Source organism: Neobacillus drentensis (assembly GCF_036966985.1).
GTDB classification, from domain to species: Bacteria; Bacillota; Bacilli; order Bacillales; family Cytobacillaceae; genus Neobacillus; species Neobacillus drentensis_E.
In genome coordinates this window covers 8186-23997 of the sequence record NZ_JBALSN010000164.1, presented here as the reverse complement: position 1 = coordinate 23997, position 15812 = coordinate 8186, and the positions used below count along the sequence as shown (strand labels likewise).

Genomic DNA, 15812 nt, shown 5'->3' with positions numbered 1-15812 from the left:
GTATATGGAATTGGGCGGGAATGATGCAGCAATTCTTCTTGCTGATGCTAATTTAGATGATGATGCTGTGAAGCGTCTCAGGTTTGGTGTTCTTCGTGCGGCTGGGCAAGTATGCTCCGCCATTAAAAGGATTTATGTGCACGAATCTCGTTATGAAGAGGTTGTTGGAAAATTAACAAAGGAATTCAGCCGCATTCGGGTAGGGAATGGAATTCAACCGGATGTGGAGATGGGTCCATTAAATAATAAGTCCCAATATGACTATGTTAACAGCTTGATCAAACGGGCTGCTGATGCAGGCGCTCATGTTATTACGGGTGGAATTCAAATCGATCCGGAATCGTGGGAACAAGGTTATTTTATTGCGCCGACGATTATTACTGGAGTAGAGCAAACAAGTGAAATCGTGCGTGCTGAACAATTTGGTCCGGTGATTCCGATTTTACCTTTTTCTGATGTGGATGAAGTCGTTCGGCTTGCCAATGATAGTGAATTTGGTTTAAGAGCGTCTGTTTGGACAGAGGATGAGGCGTTGGCAGTGAAGTTAGCGGATCGATTGGAAGCAGGGGCTGTATTTCATAATAATCATACGGTTTTCCAGGACCTTCATCTTGATTTTCCTGGGTTAAAGGAAAGCGGTCTCTCTCGTGAAACAAGGCATTGCGGGCTTGAATATTTCGCAGATTCTTATGGTTTGGCCAATTAAGGAGGAATCCAGATGAGAATAGGGTTAATTGGGGGAGGAAATATTGGCAAATTCCTTCTTCAACGCATCAATATCGAAGGACTTCTTCCTGGTGGTAAAATTGTCGGTCTCTATACAAGGAACAAACAAACGGCGGAGCAACTTGCTGCTGAGTTTGGTACAGAAAACTTTCAGGATGTTCAACTGTTAATCGAAGATCCTGCGATTGACGTTGTGATTGAAGCTGCAACCATTGAAGTGGTGAAGGATTATGCGGCTGCCATTCTGGCAAATGGAAAAGATTTTGTGCTAAGTAGTGTGGGCGCCCTAGCCGATGTAGATTTTTACCGTGAACTCGAAGGAATCTGTCAAGCAAGCGGCACGAGAATCCATTTACCCGCAGGGGCCATCGGTGGATTGGATGTCCTGAAGGCAGCTAAATCGATAGGTGAATTAGAATCGGTTTCGATTATTACGAGGAAACCACCGCAAGCATTGCCTGGAGCGCCTGCTGATCGAGAACAGGTGATGTTCGAAGGCTCGGCGAATGAAGCAATTGAATTATTCCCGAAAAATATTAATGTATCGATTATTTTGTCTTTAGCGGGCCTGGGTCCAGATCAAACAGGTGTCAAGATTATCTCTGATCCAACCGTAAGGAAAAATAGTCACTCGATTGAGGCGACGGGGTCTTTTGGAAGGTTATTACTTCAAGTGGAAAATGATCCGATGCCGAATAATCCGAAGACAAGTTACTTGGCTGCGCTGAGTGTGTTGTCCGTTTTGAAAAATAAAGATGCGGTTGTTAAAGTGGGATAATGGTAAAATAATTTTAATATAGTAAAAACAGGGGGAACCCGAAGAGTTGATCTCATTCTCCTGTGAATATGAGGAAAAATTAGGGGGATAGGCCTATGATTAAAACGAACATCAATCTTGAAGAAATGTCGCAAAAAGAAGCTATTGAATACTTAATCGAATCCGTTCGACCAGAAGAAGGTTCCATTCCTGCCTCGCTTTTAGGTGACCCAAAGATTTATGACATTGAACACAAGAAGGTATTTTTAAAAACCTGGTTGTTTATTGGTCATGAATCGGAAATCCCCAACAAAAATGATTTCATTACGAGAGATGTAGCAGGTTATTCTGTCATTCTTACACGCGGTGCGGATGGTGAAATTCGCGGCCTCTATAATATGTGTACCCACCGCGGCATGAAGCTTTGCCGGGCAGATGCCGGTAATAAATCTTCCTTCACTTGTCCATATCATGGCTTTAATTTTAAAAACAATGGCGATTGTGTCGGCGTTCCGCTCCAAAAGGATATTTATGGTGAAGGTTTTGATAAATCGGGTTTAGGACTGCATAAAGTCAGAATTGAAACCTATAAAGGCCTGATCTTTGGTACATGGAATGACGAAGCAGAATCATTAGAAGATTTCCTAGGTGACTTTAAATGGTATCTTGATATTTTAGTGGGACGTGCCGAAATGGAAGTAGTCGGACCGCCGCAACGATTTATAATCCAATCGAACTGGAAAATTGGCGCCGATAATTTTGTAGGTGATTCCTATCATACCATGGTGACGCATGGATCGATTGTTAAATTGGGAATGGTACCAAGTGCTACTTATTCCAAGAAAGGTTACCAAATCCATACCAACCATGGACATGGTTTAAATCTTGGCACGCCGAATCCTGATTTTGCTTTTCCTGAAGAGCTGAAGGATGAATATAAGTCAAATTTATCTGAAGAACAATATGAAGTTTTGTCTAATTTAAAAAATATGATAGGGAATATTTTTCCGAATCTATCCTTCTTAATTTCTCATACAAAAGTAAAGGGCCAGTTAATCTCGAATACGTCTGTTCGTCTATGGAGGCCAGTTGGTGTCGACAAAATGGAGGTTATTACTTGGTTTTTAGTCGAGAAAAATGCTTCACTTGATTGGAAAAAGCGCTCTCGTGAGTCGTTTATTTTAACCTTCAGCCCGTCTGGAATTTTTGAACAGGATGACACAGAGGTATTTACGGATATTACCGCGGCTGCTTCTGGTACGATGCCTTTAGTGAAACAATTGACCTTTAATTATACGATGGGATTACATCGCCAACCTGTCGAGGATTTTGTTGGACCTGGTGTGGTTTTTGATGATAAATTCACGGAGGCCAATCAACGGAACTTTTATCGTTACTGGCTCGATTTGATGACGACCTGATGTGTGAGAGCCATTTGAAATACGTGTGAATGATGGGAGGAATCATGTATGAGTTTAGAGAAAATGCTGGCAACCTATGAATTTGAACAATGGCTGTATGTTGAGGCAAAGTTCCTTGATGATATTGATTTTGATGGCTGGTTTAGCCTGCTGCATCCGGACATTTCCTATCAAATGCCGGTTCGGGTCAATAAAGAAGGGATTGAGCGCCCCGATTATTCCTTAGATATGTTTGCATTTGATGATGATATTGAATTATTGAAAATCCGCGTTGATCGCTTAAAAACGGATTACGCCTGGGCGGAGATACCGCCGTCGCGGACAAGGAGATCTGTCAATAATGTGCGTCTCATCGAGTACGTTCCGAATGAAAAGGCAGTCGTTCACAGTTATTTAACGATCTACCGCAGCCGCAGTACTGATATCCATCATGATTTGATTTCAGGGGAGCGTCAAGATGAATTTACCTATGTTGATGGGGAATGGAAGCTATCTAAGCGGGTTTTTATTGTGGATCAAACGACCTTAAATACTAGGAATCTGGCTATTTTTGTATAGTAGCTAGGCTTTGTAGTAATGAAAAGGGTCTACGTGCCGGAAAAGGGTCAGAAACTGGGAAAACGGTCACGTAGAAGGGCTCTATGTGCCCGAAAAGAGTCTAGAACAAGAGAAAAGGTCACGTAGAAAGGCTCTAAGCGACCAAACTCGAAAAAGAAGCAGAAAGGAGCACCTAAATGGCTCAACTCACAGGAAAATCAGTCTATTTGACCGGAGGTGCATCCGGGATTGGAAAAGCTGTCACCGAGGCATTTGTGAAAGAGGGTGCAGTTGTCACTATCCTTGATCGGTCTCTTGCCGGTTTAAATGAGCTTAAACAGCAATTTGGAGAACAGGTTCAATGCCTTGAGGGCGATGTGACCGTCTATGAAGACCATGTACGAGCCGTGCAAACAGCTGTCGAAACCTATGGGAAATTAGACGTGTTTGTCGCTAATGCCGGTGTATTCGATGGATTTGCCAAATTTGAGAACGTCACTCCGGAAGCGATGTCAGATGCCTATGACCTGCTATTTACTATCAATGTAAAGGGATATTTCAACGGGGCAAAAGCGGCCACCGCGGAACTTAAGAAAACATCGGGAAATATGATTTTCACTGTCTCAGGTGCCGGTTTTTATCCGGATGGAGGCGGAGTCTGGTATACGGCGAGCAAGCATGCCCAAATTGGATTAATGCGTCAACTCGCGTTTGAATTAGCACCGGACATTCGAGTCAATGCAGTCGCACCTGGAGGAACGCTAACAGCGCTTCATGTCATTCCGCCGCTGCAGCCCTTTGTAAAAATAGTCGATAATGAGACAAAAGAGAAGAGTATAAAGAAACGGAATCCACTCCAAATTGCGATGCAATCTGAAGATCATGTCGGAGCCTATCTCTTGCTTGCTTCTGATCAGGCCCGCGCGATTACGGGTGAAGTGATTTCAAGTGATGGAGGCTTGGCCGTTCGCGGATTAGGTTGATTTTAGCATGAAATAACACTGGGGGAATATGCATGACCGAATCATTGAAGGAATTAAGGCCGTTAGCTGGAAATAACGTCATTAATCAAATTGCATTCGTTGTTCGTGATATTGAGCAAGCGTCCGAAGCATTTGCGAAACTTCTGGGGATACCGACACCTAAATGGTTTTTAACAGGCGACCGTGATGTTTCTAAAGTGGTCTTTCGCGGTAAGCCAACCGATTCCCGAAGTAAACTCGTATTTTTAAACACACCGACAGTGCAGATCGAATTGATTGAACCAGACTTGGAACCTGGCACCATGCGCGAATTTTTGGATACGGTGGGGGAAGGTATCCATCATATTGCCTTTGATGTGGACTCAATTAAAGAGAAGCTGCCTGTTTTTGAAAGGAACGGATTTCCGTTACTGCAGAGCGGGGAATTTACATCTAGTAATGGAAGATATGTATATGTGGATACGTTAAATAGTCATAAGACACTAATGGAACTGCTAGAAAGTGCTGAGCCCAGAGATACTGCACCTAATACCGATATCTTCACTCCCTTACTAGGAACCAATAAAGTGGAGCAACTTGCCATAGTCGTGAGGGATTTGGACGCCGCTGCTGATGCGTACTGCAAGTTACTAGGTGTCGAAAAGCCACCTGTGATTCAATCTGGCCCAAGTGAGCTTACACAGGTTATTTTTGAAGGAAAGCCAACGGAGGCTGACTCTAAATACATGTTTATAAATACCCCATTACTTCAACTAGAATTAATCGAGCCGGGTGATCCACCAAGCACGTGGAAAAAGCATCTTGAAACATATGGCGAAGGGGTTCACCATATTTCCTTTGTTGTAAAGGATATGGAGGAGAAAATGAAATTGTTAGAGGATATGGGCTATCCTGTCATTCAGAGGGGAAACTTCTGGAATGGTAAAGGTAGATACGCCTACATGGACACGACATCTACATATAAAGTGATTATTGAATTACTTGAGAGATTTTGATTTTAACACCAGGAATTAACTCTATAAGAAGCGGCAGACTTTTTCGTATTAGGAGAAAGTCTGTTTTTTTATTCTCTTTGGCACTAGCTTTCCTTTCAACTAATTCCATATTAATTCATAGTGCCTGACACCAGCGTGGAATGTATAATAGAAGTATAGGTAGTTTTTTTACATAACTAACTTTTTTAACCAGAACCTATACAGATGATGTGAATGAGGAGTGTTGGCGTTTATGGCTATTTTAGTTACAGGCGGTGCTGGATATACTGGTAGTCATACGTGTGTGGAATTGCAATCGGCTGGCTATGAAATTATTGTTCTAGATAATTATGCAAATAGTAACTCGCATGAAAGAGATTACGGGAAAGGACTTTCCGTATTACAAGGTTGATTTGCTTGACCGAACCGCCCTCAAGGACGTGTTTTCAAAGCATTCCATTGAAGCGGTGATTCATCTTGCTGGATTAAAAGCAGTGGGCGAATCATTTCCCTTCCTCTCCATTATTATCATAATAATATTACTGGAACGCTGATTCTTTGTGATGTGATGAAAGAATTTGGCGTGAAAAATATGGTGTTTAGTTCATCAGCGACAGTGTATGGGAAGCCTGAACGAGTTCCTATTTCTGAAGATTTTCCTCTTAGTGCCACCAATCCGTATGGCCGGACCAAGCTGATGCTTGAGGAGATTTTGCGAGATCTATTTATGGCAGATTCTAGTTGGAGCATTGCGTTATTGCGGTATTTTAATCCCATTGGCGCACATGAGAGCGGCAGAATTGGCGAAGATCCAAGCGGAGTCCCTAGTAATTTAATGCCGTTTATTACCCAGGTTGCCGTTGGGAAACTGAAAGAACTGCAGGTGTTTGGAAGCGATTACCCGACGGTCGATGGTTCGGGGGTAAGGGATTATATTCATGTGGTTGACCTTGCCCAAGGTCATGTGAAAGCATTGGAGCGCGTCCTGACTTCAAAAGGCGTGGATGCCTTTAATTTAGGAACGGGTAGAGGGTATAGCGTCCTAGAAATCGTAAGAGCATTTGAAAAAGCCGCAGGGGTGAAAATCCCTTATAAAATTGTTGAACGAAGGCCGGGGGATGTGGCTGTTTGTTATGCTGACCCATCCAAGGCAAAAAAGGAACTAGGCTGGACAGCTGCTAGAGGAATGGAAGACATGTGTCGTGATTCATGGCGCTGGCAGAAAATGAATCCGCATGGGTATGAAACGAAAAAGAAAATAATTAATAACTTCTAAACGTTACCTGCATGAGCTTTTTTAAGGTGTCAGGCACGAATGAGCCCTAATCGTTCCGATAAGGGCTTTTTTTATGAATTGGGTCACAAATAACTAATTTTGACCTTCAGGGCTTTTTTCAATGCGAACGGTCACAAATAACTACTAATTGTTCCCGTCAACCTCATTTTTCAAAGGAGACGGTCACAAATAAACGCGAATCGTTCCCACACTAGATAAAAACCTATTTCTTTCTTTTTCGCTCATTCGATTTTCTAATTTTCATTATTTTCGTGGATGGTTGTTTTCGAATCCACCGAATAAAACTAGATAGTTTTTCATCGTCACGTAACTCAGGCAGGGTGGTTAACCGTGCAGCGATTTCTTCATTGGTATAAAGGGCATGAATTTGCTTATGACAGGGGATACATAAATTGGAAGTTGCTCCTAATGTTCCCCCCCATTTCTTTAGGAAGGAGATGATGGACAGTGGTTTCCACCATCTGCCGCCCACAAAGTTCACATGTCCCCATCATATTACCCTCCAGTTTTTTGAAAAATATTATTTACCATCCTATTTTTTTCATTCAAGAGTTTTAAGAGAAGATCTACTAAAAGTGTGAATATAAAATAAGGAAGTGACCGATGGGTAAGAATAAGAAAATGAAAGGGGATTGAATATGGAGTTATCAATAAACTGGAAAGGGAAAATGGCTTTTTCGGGGGTCACCCCAACCGGGCATGAATTTATTATGGATGCAGCACCAGAAGTTGGCGGGGAGAATTCAGGTCCAAGGCCGACGGAACTGCTGTTGCAGGCGGTTGCCGGCTGCACGGGAATTGATATTATCTCGATCTTAAACAAAATGCGCCTTGAGCCTTCCGCATTTCAAATGGACGTCAAAGGAGAACGGGCCGAGGAGCATCCGAAGCGCTTTACGACGATTAATATTCATTATGCGTTAGACGGAGAGCTGCCTGAAGATAAGGTAGTCCGGGCGATACAATTGTCAAAAGACAAATACTGTTCTGTCTCCCATTCTTTGAATGCAGAGATCACCGTAAGCTATTCGATCAATGGGGTTAAAGGGGGAAAAGCGATATAACCTAGAGAGGCGAACCGGTTCTACGTGTCCGAACCCTGTCAATAACAAAGAAAAATGTCACGTAGAGTGGTTCTATGTTCCCGAACCCTTTCAACATAAGGGAGAAGGGTCACGTAGACACGTCCTACGTGACCAAAATCAAGCAATAACAATTGGAACGGTCACGTAGAGAGGTTTTACGTGACCGATTTCAATCAAAATTAGACAAAACGGTCATGTAACGAGGTCCTATTCACAACCTTAATCCATAAACAACAATTACCGATTATCCGTAATCAACATATACCGCAATACCGCAGCAAGCCCTGCGCCATGCTTGAATTCGCCTTTTTCAATTAAGGTTTTCACTTCTTGCATCGTCAATTTATGTAATTCAATTTGTTCGCTGGTTTCCAATCGTTGCTCCGTAGCGTGAAGGCCGGTGGCTGCAAATAAAAAGATTTCCTCACTGGTAGAGCCAGGTGACGGATAAAAACTGCCTAACTCGAGCCAATAGTCAGCTGTATTGCCAGTCTCTTCTTCCAACTCTCTTTTCGCCGTTTCGATGGGAGCATCGCTTTCGTTGTCAATCATTCCAGCGGGCAATTCCCATTCCCAGCTTTTAATCGCATGGCGATATTGTTTTAGGCAAATGATTTCCTTATCCGCCGTGATAGGAAGGATACAGACGCCCTTTGCAAAATCTAAATAAGAAAAGTTCCTTTCCTCCCCGTTTGGGACAATGACCTTTTCAATCACTACCCCAAATCGGTCCACTTGTTCTTTCCTCGAACTACTAATCTTCCAAACCATCTTCCATCATCCCAACCTTTCATTAACATAAACCTATTGTACACTCTTTTTTCTAATTGGCTAATTCTAGCCCGCATGGATAATTACCCCATTTTTTGTAAACACTAGCCGAGACATCTGTTTTTGAAGGAGGAAGGTACTACAAGTGAATCAAATACCTCCGTTTCGCAGGCAAAGGTCCTATCTTTCTCAATTTACAACGGGTCAATTACATTTAAAGAATCCTTGGATCGCCGCATTCTTTTCCTTCTCCTATCCTGGTTTTGGACACATCATGCTGCATCGCTACATGGTTGGCTATATTCTTATTCTGTGGGAGACCTTTATTAACGAAAAAGCGAAGGTAAACCTTGGCATCTTATATACCTTAATTGGCGAATTTGAAAAGGCTAAGGATGTTCTGGATGATCGGTGGTTAATTCTCTATCTGGCAATGTACATGTTTGGTATTTGGGATAGCTATCGGACAACCGTGGATCTCAATAAGCAGTATGTCTTGGCCGACCGCGAAGACGCTCCCCTTATCCACATGAAGATGGGAACATGGGACACCAATTTTTTAGATAAACGAAAACCTGTCAATGCGTTGATCTGGTCCGCTTTATTTCCTGGACTTGGTCATCTTTATCTCCATCATGTCATTACGGGGTTCTTTATTTTTGTTTATGCCGTGATGATCACGTATTTAGGGCATATTCCACATGCAATTCATGCGTCGATGACTGGTAATTTTGCTCATGCTAAAGAAATATTAGATATGCAATGGGCTTTGTATTTTCCTTCGATCTACTTTTTCATTATTTATGATTCTTATGCTTCTACCATAGAACACAACAAATTGTGTGAAAAAGAAATGTCAAAATATCTGCGGCAAAGATATCAAAGCAAAGACTTTATTTTTCCTCTATAGAAAGTGAGTGTTAATCAAGTGTATGTCATTGCCACTTTCGAAAATTCCTTATTTATTGAGTTAGCTATCTCTGCGATGGAACAAAAGGGGATACCTAAAGAAAAGATTCTAGCTGCTCCGCTAGATAAACGTTCGGAGGCAAGGCAGTTGTTTGATACGATTCATCGGGCGGATGGTTTAAGCCTATTTGACGGTGCTGCAATGCTGGGGACTTGTTTCATGCTGCTGGGTGCCATTTACGGGTATGTTCTAAAATGGGGTCCGATTATCTGGGGAATTATTGGAGCGGTCAGCGGATTACTTTTAGGGTTTTTAATCAAAATGCTCCTTGTCAAAAATAAGCAGCGAGGGAAAAAGAGCATCACAGCGGAAATTGTTTTATTGATTCGCTGTGAAGAGCATCAATGGGAAACCATTGAAAAGATTTTATGGGAAAATACGGCTCTTGGTATCACTAGAATACATAATGGCATTAGCCCTTAGTTTAGCAAAAGTTAAGGAGCGAAGGCACAAATTTTTTTCTTTTTCTTGATCATTTGTCAAGAATGTGAACTTTTAGCACAAAGTAACCCAGTTTTCGGCATATTCCGAAAAACGCTTTAGGATTAATTGTCATAAGCATCATGAAGATGGTATAAAGNNAAGTGTCGATATTTGATGACGAAAACTAGTTACTTGGAGGCGCTTTCAATTGATAAACTTTTAAGTACATAGTTCAAATATTAAGGAGTTCAGTGATGATGACTAACGACGATCTTTTTGTACAAATCGAAAATTTGAGAAATAATATGATAAGAGTGGGGCTATCAAAAGGTTTAAATTCAGTGGAAACTGTAAAACTAAGCGAAAGACTTGATAAGTTAATTAACTTACAAATGGGGTTATTCACAAAGATTTCTGCTTAAGTGCATAATGTATTTAGCCGATAAAATAGGATGCCACTAATATCCCAGCGTAAAAAAAGCGTACAAGCCCTCTGCAGAGGTCTTATACGCTTTTTTTACTGCTAATACGGGTAGCCTCCATATGGATAGGCAGTTGGATAGGTTACAGGTGTTGGATATGGGGCTGGATAAGGTGTTGGGTATGATACTGGATATGGATATGGGTAAGCCCCTCCTGATAAAGCACCGGCTGTTAGACCTCCGATCAATCCGCCGACGAATGGTGAGCCGTAGCCACCGTGAAAACCTCCGTGAAACCCGCCATGGTGTCCACCATGGTGTCCACCGTGGTGCCCTCCATGATGTCCATCCATTCCACCGTTTCCTCCATGATGTCCACCGCCGTGAAATCCTCCCATCATAATAAATACATCTCCTTTTAGTTATAAACGTGTGATTGTTCAGGGTAACCTTGGAATTTAGAATGATTACCATTAGTACTGTATGCATGATATTCGTCTAATGGATGGGCGCTGCATGAATTTACTGTCTGTTAATATTCAATCACTCTCCCATTTCTTGCTATAATAATAGGAAATGATGTGAATGAGGGAGTGGGTTTTTAGCGTATGAAAATAAAGGTCATCATCGCGGACGATAACTCATTTATTCGAGAGGGTCTGAAAATTATTTTATCCACTTACGAGGAGTTTGCCGTGCTCGACACCGTGAGTGATGGAAAGGAGGCAGTCGATTACTGTCTAGCCCATGAAGTCGATCTTGCCTTGCTCGATGTACGCATGCCCAATATGAACGGCGTGGAAGCAACGAAGCTGATTGCCGAGCAAACAAGCACGAAGCCGATTATTTTAACGACCTTTGATGATGATGAATATATTCTTGAGGCCATCAAAAATGGGGCCAAGGGCTATTTGTTAAAAAATAATGACCCTGAACAAATCCGGGATGCAATGAAGAGTGTATTCCACGGAAACAGCATTCTTCAGGATGTCATTTTTGAAAAATTAAAGTCCAATTTGTCCCCCCCTAATAATGCTGCTGAAACAAAGATCGATCTCACCCAGTTTACCGAGCGAGAACGTGATATCCTGTCATTGATTGCGAAGGGATATTCCAATAAAGGCATCTCCAAGGAATTATTTATCTCTGAAGGGACAGTCGCGAATTACATTACGTCTATTTTAGGAAAGACAGGTCTAGATCACCGAACCCAAATCGCGATTTATTACCTTACCGGGAAAGTCGATTAAGATGGAGACTTGGATTATTTTTACGAAGATGATCTTGCTTGTGTATATCGCGATCCAATGTGCACAAGCAAATGTCAGCCATATCTCCTGGGTGGTTCTTGCGTTTTTGGTTTATTTTTGCACCAATATTACCATTTATATTTTAAAAAATGCCACGATGAAAAGGGTCCTGCATGTCCTGTCCATTGGTATTTTGACAGTTGCCTATCTAAGTGTAAATCCTTTGTTTAGTTTGCTGTTGCCGCTTACGATAGTCGAGTTAGCGGCTTGTTTTACTGACAAGAAACTTACCTTTTTGTTGCTAGCCTTGCTTCCCATCCTATATATGAAGGCATCGCTGCAACCGATTTACGGCTTAGCGGCCGTTGTTTCTTTTATGATTTTTTCGATCACATCCATTTATGGAGAGAAATTGGTGAAAAATGAAGCTCAAATCGATTCGATGAGAAAGCAGCTCCAGAAACTAACCAAACATATCCATGAAAATAGCGAATATATAAGGCAGTCAGAATACACTGTTAAATTAGAGGAGCGTAACCGCATTTCACAAGAAATCCATGATAAAATTGGCCATTCGATGACGGGTGCTCTTTTTCAAATGGAAGCGGCAAAACGGCTGGTAGAGACTGATCAGCATAAAGCAACCGAGCTCCTCCAAAATGCCATCAATATTTCCAAAGATGGGATTGAAAACATCCGCCTAACCTTAAAAAATATGAAACCGCCGACAGAGCAAGTGGGGATTCACCGCCTGAGGCTGTTGATTGATGATTTTAACGCCAAACAGCCAATTAAAACTGTCCTTACCCATGAAGGCAATCTAGATATCATCGCACCGATTCATTGGAAAATCATCCATGAAAATGTCACGGAGGCACTGACGAACGCGATGAAATATTCTCATGCCAGTCAAGTGTCGGTTGATCTAAAGGTCCTGAATAAAATGATTCGAGTTGAAGTAAAGGATAATGGGGCGGGAACGGAGATCATCAAAAAAGGTCTAGGCATTATCGGGATGGAAGAGCGGACGGCCGCTGTCAATGGAAAGATCATTGTCGACAGCACCCATGGATTCTCCGTCACCACGCTTCTGCCTCTGGGCCTGTGAACATCTCACGATGAAAATATGAATATTCTCATATGAAAAGAATGAACGATTGCACTTATGCGCGTTCATTCTTTTTCTATATACTGGAAGCAGACAAACGAATTAGGGGTGAGAGGATGAACGTTTTAGAAATTAAGAACTTAACGAAAAAATTCGCTGACTTTATTGCGGTTGATAATATGAGTTTATCTGTGGCTGAAGGAGAGATCTTTGGTTTTCTTGGTGCCAATGGAGCTGGGAAAAGTACGACGATTAATATGATTGCGGGCCTGCTCCGCGGCAATGATGGGACGATTAATATTCTTGGTAAAAATAGTGCCAAATACAGCCGCTTTGCCAAAATGAATATTGGCATGGTCCCGCAGGATTTGGCGATCTATGAAGATATGACTGCTTATGAAAACGTGAAATTCTTTGCGGGACTTTATGGTCTGCGTGGTGCTGAACTTAATGAACGAGTCGAAGAGGCTCTAGAATTCGTTGGTCTCCAGGATAAGCATAAAAGCTATCCAAAGAGTTTTTCGGGCGGGATGAAACGACGTCTAAATATCGCTTGTGCGATTGCACACCGCCCGAAGTTGATCATTATGGATGAACCAACGGTTGGGATTGATCCGCAATCAAGGAACTATATTCTAACCTCGGTCCGCAAGTTAAATGAAATGGGGTGTACGATTATTTACACGAGCCACTATATGGAGGAAGTCGAGGAGATCTGTTCACGGATCGCGATTATTGACCATGGAAAAATCATTGCTGAAGGAACGAAGGAGCAGCTAAAATCGATTATTACCAATACGAAGGATGTTTGGATTGAGGTAAAATCGACTGAAAAAGTGGACCTCGCGGCGATTAAAAGCATTAATGGTGTCGAAGCAGTTTCCGTGGATGAAAACATGATTAAAATCAACTCCGATACTGGGGTAAATAACTTAAACAAAATCATTGAACACTTTATGAGCAGCCACATTGAAATCCGCTCCTTACAAGAAAAAGCACCAAACCTGGAGACGGTATTTTTAACATTAACGGGGAGAAATTTGCGTGACCAATAAGGGGGATTCACTTTGAATATACTCAATATTGCTTGGAAGGGCATTAAAACAGATTTCCGAGACACCCGAACATTGTTTTTCATGTTAGCTTTTCCGATTGTATTAATGCTCGTCCTCGGAACAGCCTTGTCAAACACATTTACGACCAGTCTCCCTGTCGATGATATCGATGTCTTATATAAAGATACAACGAAGGGTGAGTTTTTTCCTCAATTTATTAACGAGGTCGAAAAATCAGGGGTCCATTTTAAAAAAGCTGCCGGCACGATTGATGGCGAAAAAGAAGTTAAGCAAGGTACCTATGATGGTTATGTTGAAGTAACCAATCAGGGAATTCAGCTCTATGTCAATAATGGAACTAGTATCGAAGGGAATATCCTTCAAGGCATGCTCGTTTCGTTTGTCGATCAATATAATATCGCATCCGAAATTATAAAGGTGGCACCGGAAAAGCTGGAGAGTGCCTTTACGCGTGAGAAGCCGGCTGATTATATCAAGGAGACCTCCCTGCTTCCCGATCAACAGCCGGGTTCAATGGATTATTATGCGATTGTGATCACGACGATGATTATTCTGTACGGGGCAATGTCGGCCAGCTCGTTAATTGTGAGTGAACGAGTACGAAAGACGGGTGACCGGCTAATCGCTTCACCGGTTCTAAAAAGTGAAATTTTCATAGGAAAAGTGCTCGGGAGTCTTGTCAGTAACAGCATTTGTATCGTTCTGGTCATCCTTTTTAGCAAACTCATTTTCAAGGCCAATTGGGGCGATCATTTAGGCTTGGTCTTCCTGGTGCTCCTGACAGAAGTAGTGTTTGCGGTCAGCATGGGAATTGGCGTAAGTTTCTTGGCAAAAACGAGTGCGGGTCCAAAAGTGATTATCATGTTATTTGCCCAATTAGCGTCCTTTTTTGGCGGCGCCTATTTTAAAATTGACAATCCCGAGGGTATCTTTAAATTGATTACCGATCTCTCCCCGCTGACTTGGATGAATACAGCGTTGACGAAGATTATTTATATGAATGATTTCGCCGCGGCCATTCCGGCACTAACCATCAATCTGGCCGGTGCGCTACTATTCTTGCTTGTAGCAATTATCTCATTGCAACGACGGGAGGGATTATAATGAAGGATATCCTCTGGTTAATTCAGAACACGCTCCGTGTGACGTTTCAAAAAAAGAAAAACATTATTATGTACCTGTGTATGCCGTTAATCGGGATCCTCATTGCCCTGCTCGTCTATGGTGGTGATCAAAAAACGATCCTGCATGTTGGGATTGTTAATGAGGACCAAAGTAAGATTACTTCGGATACTATCGACTTTTTAAAGGGTTTAGAGAATGTGGAAATTTCGACAATTTCGACTGTGCAGGTCCAGGATAAAATCTCTTCTGGGGATTTAGATAGTGTGATTACCTTTGAAAAAGGGTATGCAGACAGTGTCTTGGAGGGGAAGCCTGATCGTATCGAACTGACCTCCATCAAGGGGGCGGCCATTACCGCTTACGTAAAATCTTATTTACATCAGTATATCGATAATATTGCGACAATCAGTTATGTTGCCAGCGGGAATCAACAGACGTTTGAGCAGATGTATAACGATTTTCAGCAAACAAACTATAAGCTCACGACTCATTCACTAGAAGACGCTTCGAAAAATAAGAACATGACCAACCAAACAATAGGCTTCTTGATTATGATCATGTTAATGTCAGCCGGGAATATGGCGGAGATCATCCTGTTGGAAAAAGAAAGCCGTACCTATTTTCGATTATTATCGACACCGATTAATGCACGGAAATACATCTTCTCAAATATTGTGGTCAACATGATTGTGATGACGATCCAGGTGTTTATTACGTTAACCATCATGAAAGGAATCTTTCATATTGGCATGAACATGTCGTTTTGGTCCGCAGCTTTTGTGATGTTACTGTTTTCATTAATATCAGTCGGGATCTCGTTGGTGATTGTTTCTTTTTCCAACAACCGCAGTGCTGCAGCTGCCCTGCAAAATTTAATTATCACGCCG

The 15812-nt window shown here is 42.0% G+C and carries 18 protein-coding genes and 2 pseudogenes; 17 read left to right on the top strand and 3 right to left on the bottom strand.

Annotated elements, in window-relative coordinates; translation table 11 throughout:
* The 8 genes and pseudogenes from V7659_RS11330 to galE all read left to right on the top strand — a co-directional run.
* Positions 1–706: aldehyde dehydrogenase family protein (locus V7659_RS11330; protein ID WP_335540115.1), on the top strand; the 706-nt coding region annotated here is incomplete at its 5' end.
* Between the two features lie 12 nt (positions 707–718).
* Positions 719–1504 carry an aspartate dehydrogenase gene (gene nadX, locus V7659_RS11325; RefSeq protein ID WP_335452579.1) on the top strand — a complete coding sequence of 262 codons (786 nt, stop codon included), beginning with the start codon at positions 719–721 and terminating at the stop codon, positions 1502–1504.
* A gap of 95 nt (positions 1505–1599) precedes the next feature.
* Positions 1600–2904 (top strand): aromatic ring-hydroxylating oxygenase subunit alpha, encoded by a 1305-nt coding sequence (locus tag V7659_RS11320; protein ID WP_335452576.1) that lies wholly within the window; start codon positions 1600–1602, stop codon positions 2902–2904.
* 48 nt (positions 2905–2952) lie between these two features.
* Positions 2953–3462 (top strand): aromatic-ring-hydroxylating dioxygenase subunit beta, encoded by a 510-nt coding sequence (locus tag V7659_RS11315; RefSeq protein WP_335452574.1) that lies wholly within the window; start codon positions 2953–2955, stop codon positions 3460–3462.
* Positions 3463–3638: 176 nt separating this feature from the next.
* Complete coding sequence (locus tag V7659_RS11310; protein WP_335452572.1) at positions 3639–4424, top strand: SDR family NAD(P)-dependent oxidoreductase; 786 nt, start codon at positions 3639–3641, stop codon at positions 4422–4424.
* 32 nt (positions 4425–4456) lie between these two features.
* Positions 4457–5419, top strand: a complete 963-nt coding sequence (locus V7659_RS11305) for a VOC family protein (protein ID WP_335452570.1) — start codon at positions 4457–4459, stop codon at positions 5417–5419.
* 232 nt (positions 5420–5651) lie between these two features.
* Entirely contained in the window at positions 5652–5810 is a 159-nt protein-coding gene (locus V7659_RS32110; protein WP_420491725.1) for an NAD-dependent epimerase/dehydratase family protein, read from the top strand.
* Positions 5749–6674: pseudogene (galE, locus tag V7659_RS11300) on the top strand (UDP-glucose 4-epimerase GalE). The gene V7659_RS32110 and the pseudogene galE overlap by 62 nt, the downstream one beginning before the upstream one ends.
* A 223-nt stretch (positions 6675–6897) precedes the next feature.
* Here the strand turns inward: galE and V7659_RS11295 are convergent.
* A pseudogene (locus V7659_RS11295) lies at positions 6898–7201 on the bottom strand (HNH endonuclease).
* Between the two features lie 132 nt (positions 7202–7333).
* On the opposite strand from V7659_RS11295, the gene V7659_RS11290 reads away from it, so the two are divergent.
* Positions 7334–7759 carry an OsmC family protein gene (locus tag V7659_RS11290; protein ID WP_335452568.1) on the top strand — a complete coding sequence of 142 codons (426 nt, stop codon included), beginning with the start codon at positions 7334–7336 and terminating at the stop codon, positions 7757–7759.
* A 258-nt stretch (positions 7760–8017) separates the two neighbouring features.
* Here V7659_RS11290 and V7659_RS11285 read toward each other — a convergent pair whose 3' ends face one another.
* Complete coding sequence (locus tag V7659_RS11285) at positions 8018–8551, bottom strand: NUDIX hydrolase (RefSeq protein WP_335452566.1); 534 nt, start codon at positions 8549–8551, stop codon at positions 8018–8020.
* Between the two features lie 145 nt (positions 8552–8696).
* Here V7659_RS11285 and V7659_RS11280 point away from each other — a divergent pair, with 145 nt between their 5' ends.
* From V7659_RS11280 to V7659_RS11270, 3 genes are all read left to right on the top strand, one after another.
* A complete protein-coding gene (locus V7659_RS11280; RefSeq protein WP_335452565.1) occupies positions 8697–9461 on the top strand; it encodes a hypothetical protein in 765 nt (254 codons plus the stop codon).
* Positions 9462–9479: 18 nt separating this feature from the next.
* The gene (locus V7659_RS11275; protein ID WP_335540114.1) at positions 9480–9944 is read left to right on the top strand and encodes a hypothetical protein; all 465 of its coding nucleotides are present in this window, start codon (positions 9480–9482) and stop codon (positions 9942–9944) included.
* A 254-nt stretch (positions 9945–10198) separates the two neighbouring features.
* Positions 10199–10366 (top strand): Spo0E family sporulation regulatory protein-aspartic acid phosphatase, encoded by a 168-nt coding sequence (locus V7659_RS11270; protein ID WP_144550420.1) that lies wholly within the window; start codon positions 10199–10201, stop codon positions 10364–10366.
* Positions 10367–10467: 101 nt separating this feature from the next.
* On the opposite strand, the gene V7659_RS11265 is transcribed toward V7659_RS11270, so the two are convergent.
* Complete coding sequence (locus V7659_RS11265; protein ID WP_335452561.1) at positions 10468–10767, bottom strand: hypothetical protein; 300 nt, start codon at positions 10765–10767, stop codon at positions 10468–10470.
* A 207-nt stretch (positions 10768–10974) separates the two neighbouring features.
* Between V7659_RS11265 and V7659_RS11260 the strand changes: the two genes are divergently transcribed.
* From V7659_RS11260 to V7659_RS11240, 5 genes are all read left to right on the top strand, one after another.
* Positions 10975–11616 (top strand): response regulator transcription factor, encoded by a 642-nt coding sequence (locus V7659_RS11260; protein ID WP_335452558.1) that lies wholly within the window; start codon positions 10975–10977, stop codon positions 11614–11616.
* Position 11617: 1 nt separating this feature from the next.
* Positions 11618–12724 (top strand): sensor histidine kinase, encoded by a 1107-nt coding sequence (locus V7659_RS11255; RefSeq protein ID WP_335452555.1) that lies wholly within the window; start codon positions 11618–11620, stop codon positions 12722–12724.
* 116 nt (positions 12725–12840) lie between these two features.
* Entirely contained in the window at positions 12841–13779 is a 939-nt protein-coding gene (locus V7659_RS11250) for an ABC transporter ATP-binding protein (protein ID WP_335452552.1), read from the top strand.
* Between the two features lie 12 nt (positions 13780–13791).
* Positions 13792–14904 (top strand): ABC transporter permease, encoded by a 1113-nt coding sequence (locus tag V7659_RS11245; RefSeq protein WP_335452549.1) that lies wholly within the window; start codon positions 13792–13794, stop codon positions 14902–14904.
* Positions 14904–15812 (top strand): ABC transporter permease (locus tag V7659_RS11240; protein WP_335540113.1); only part of this gene is annotated, 909 nt, incomplete at its 3' end. The genes V7659_RS11245 and V7659_RS11240, both read left to right, overlap by 1 nt.

What these genes read in the sequence shown, in the direction of transcription:
- V7659_RS11290 (WP_335452568.1), top strand. Translation starts at nt 7,334, where the DNA reads ATGGAGTTATCAATAAACTGGAAAGGGAAAATGGCTTTTTCGGGGGTC.
- V7659_RS11265 (WP_335452561.1), bottom strand. Translation starts at nt 10,767, where the DNA reads ATGATGGGAGGATTTCACGGCGGTGGACATCATGGAGGAAACGGTGGA.
- V7659_RS11260 (WP_335452558.1), top strand. Translation starts at nt 10,975, where the DNA reads ATGAAAATAAAGGTCATCATCGCGGACGATAACTCATTTATTCGAGAG.
- V7659_RS11305 (WP_335452570.1), top strand. Translation starts at nt 4,457, where the DNA reads ATGACCGAATCATTGAAGGAATTAAGGCCGTTAGCTGGAAATAACGTC.
- V7659_RS11285 (WP_335452566.1), bottom strand. Translation starts at nt 8,551, where the DNA reads ATGGTTTGGAAGATTAGTAGTTCGAGGAAAGAACAAGTGGACCGATTT.
- V7659_RS11250 (WP_335452552.1), top strand. Translation starts at nt 12,841, where the DNA reads ATGAACGTTTTAGAAATTAAGAACTTAACGAAAAAATTCGCTGACTTT.
- V7659_RS11270 (WP_144550420.1), top strand. Translation starts at nt 10,199, where the DNA reads ATGATGACTAACGACGATCTTTTTGTACAAATCGAAAATTTGAGAAAT.
- V7659_RS11255 (WP_335452555.1), top strand. Translation starts at nt 11,618, where the DNA reads ATGGAGACTTGGATTATTTTTACGAAGATGATCTTGCTTGTGTATATC.
- V7659_RS11315 (WP_335452574.1), top strand. Translation starts at nt 2,953, where the DNA reads ATGAGTTTAGAGAAAATGCTGGCAACCTATGAATTTGAACAATGGCTG.
- V7659_RS11310 (WP_335452572.1), top strand. Translation starts at nt 3,639, where the DNA reads ATGGCTCAACTCACAGGAAAATCAGTCTATTTGACCGGAGGTGCATCC.
- V7659_RS11320 (WP_335452576.1), top strand. Translation starts at nt 1,600, where the DNA reads ATGATTAAAACGAACATCAATCTTGAAGAAATGTCGCAAAAAGAAGCT.
- V7659_RS32110 (WP_420491725.1), top strand. Translation starts at nt 5,652, where the DNA reads ATGGCTATTTTAGTTACAGGCGGTGCTGGATATACTGGTAGTCATACG.
- nadX (WP_335452579.1), top strand. Translation starts at nt 719, where the DNA reads ATGAGAATAGGGTTAATTGGGGGAGGAAATATTGGCAAATTCCTTCTT.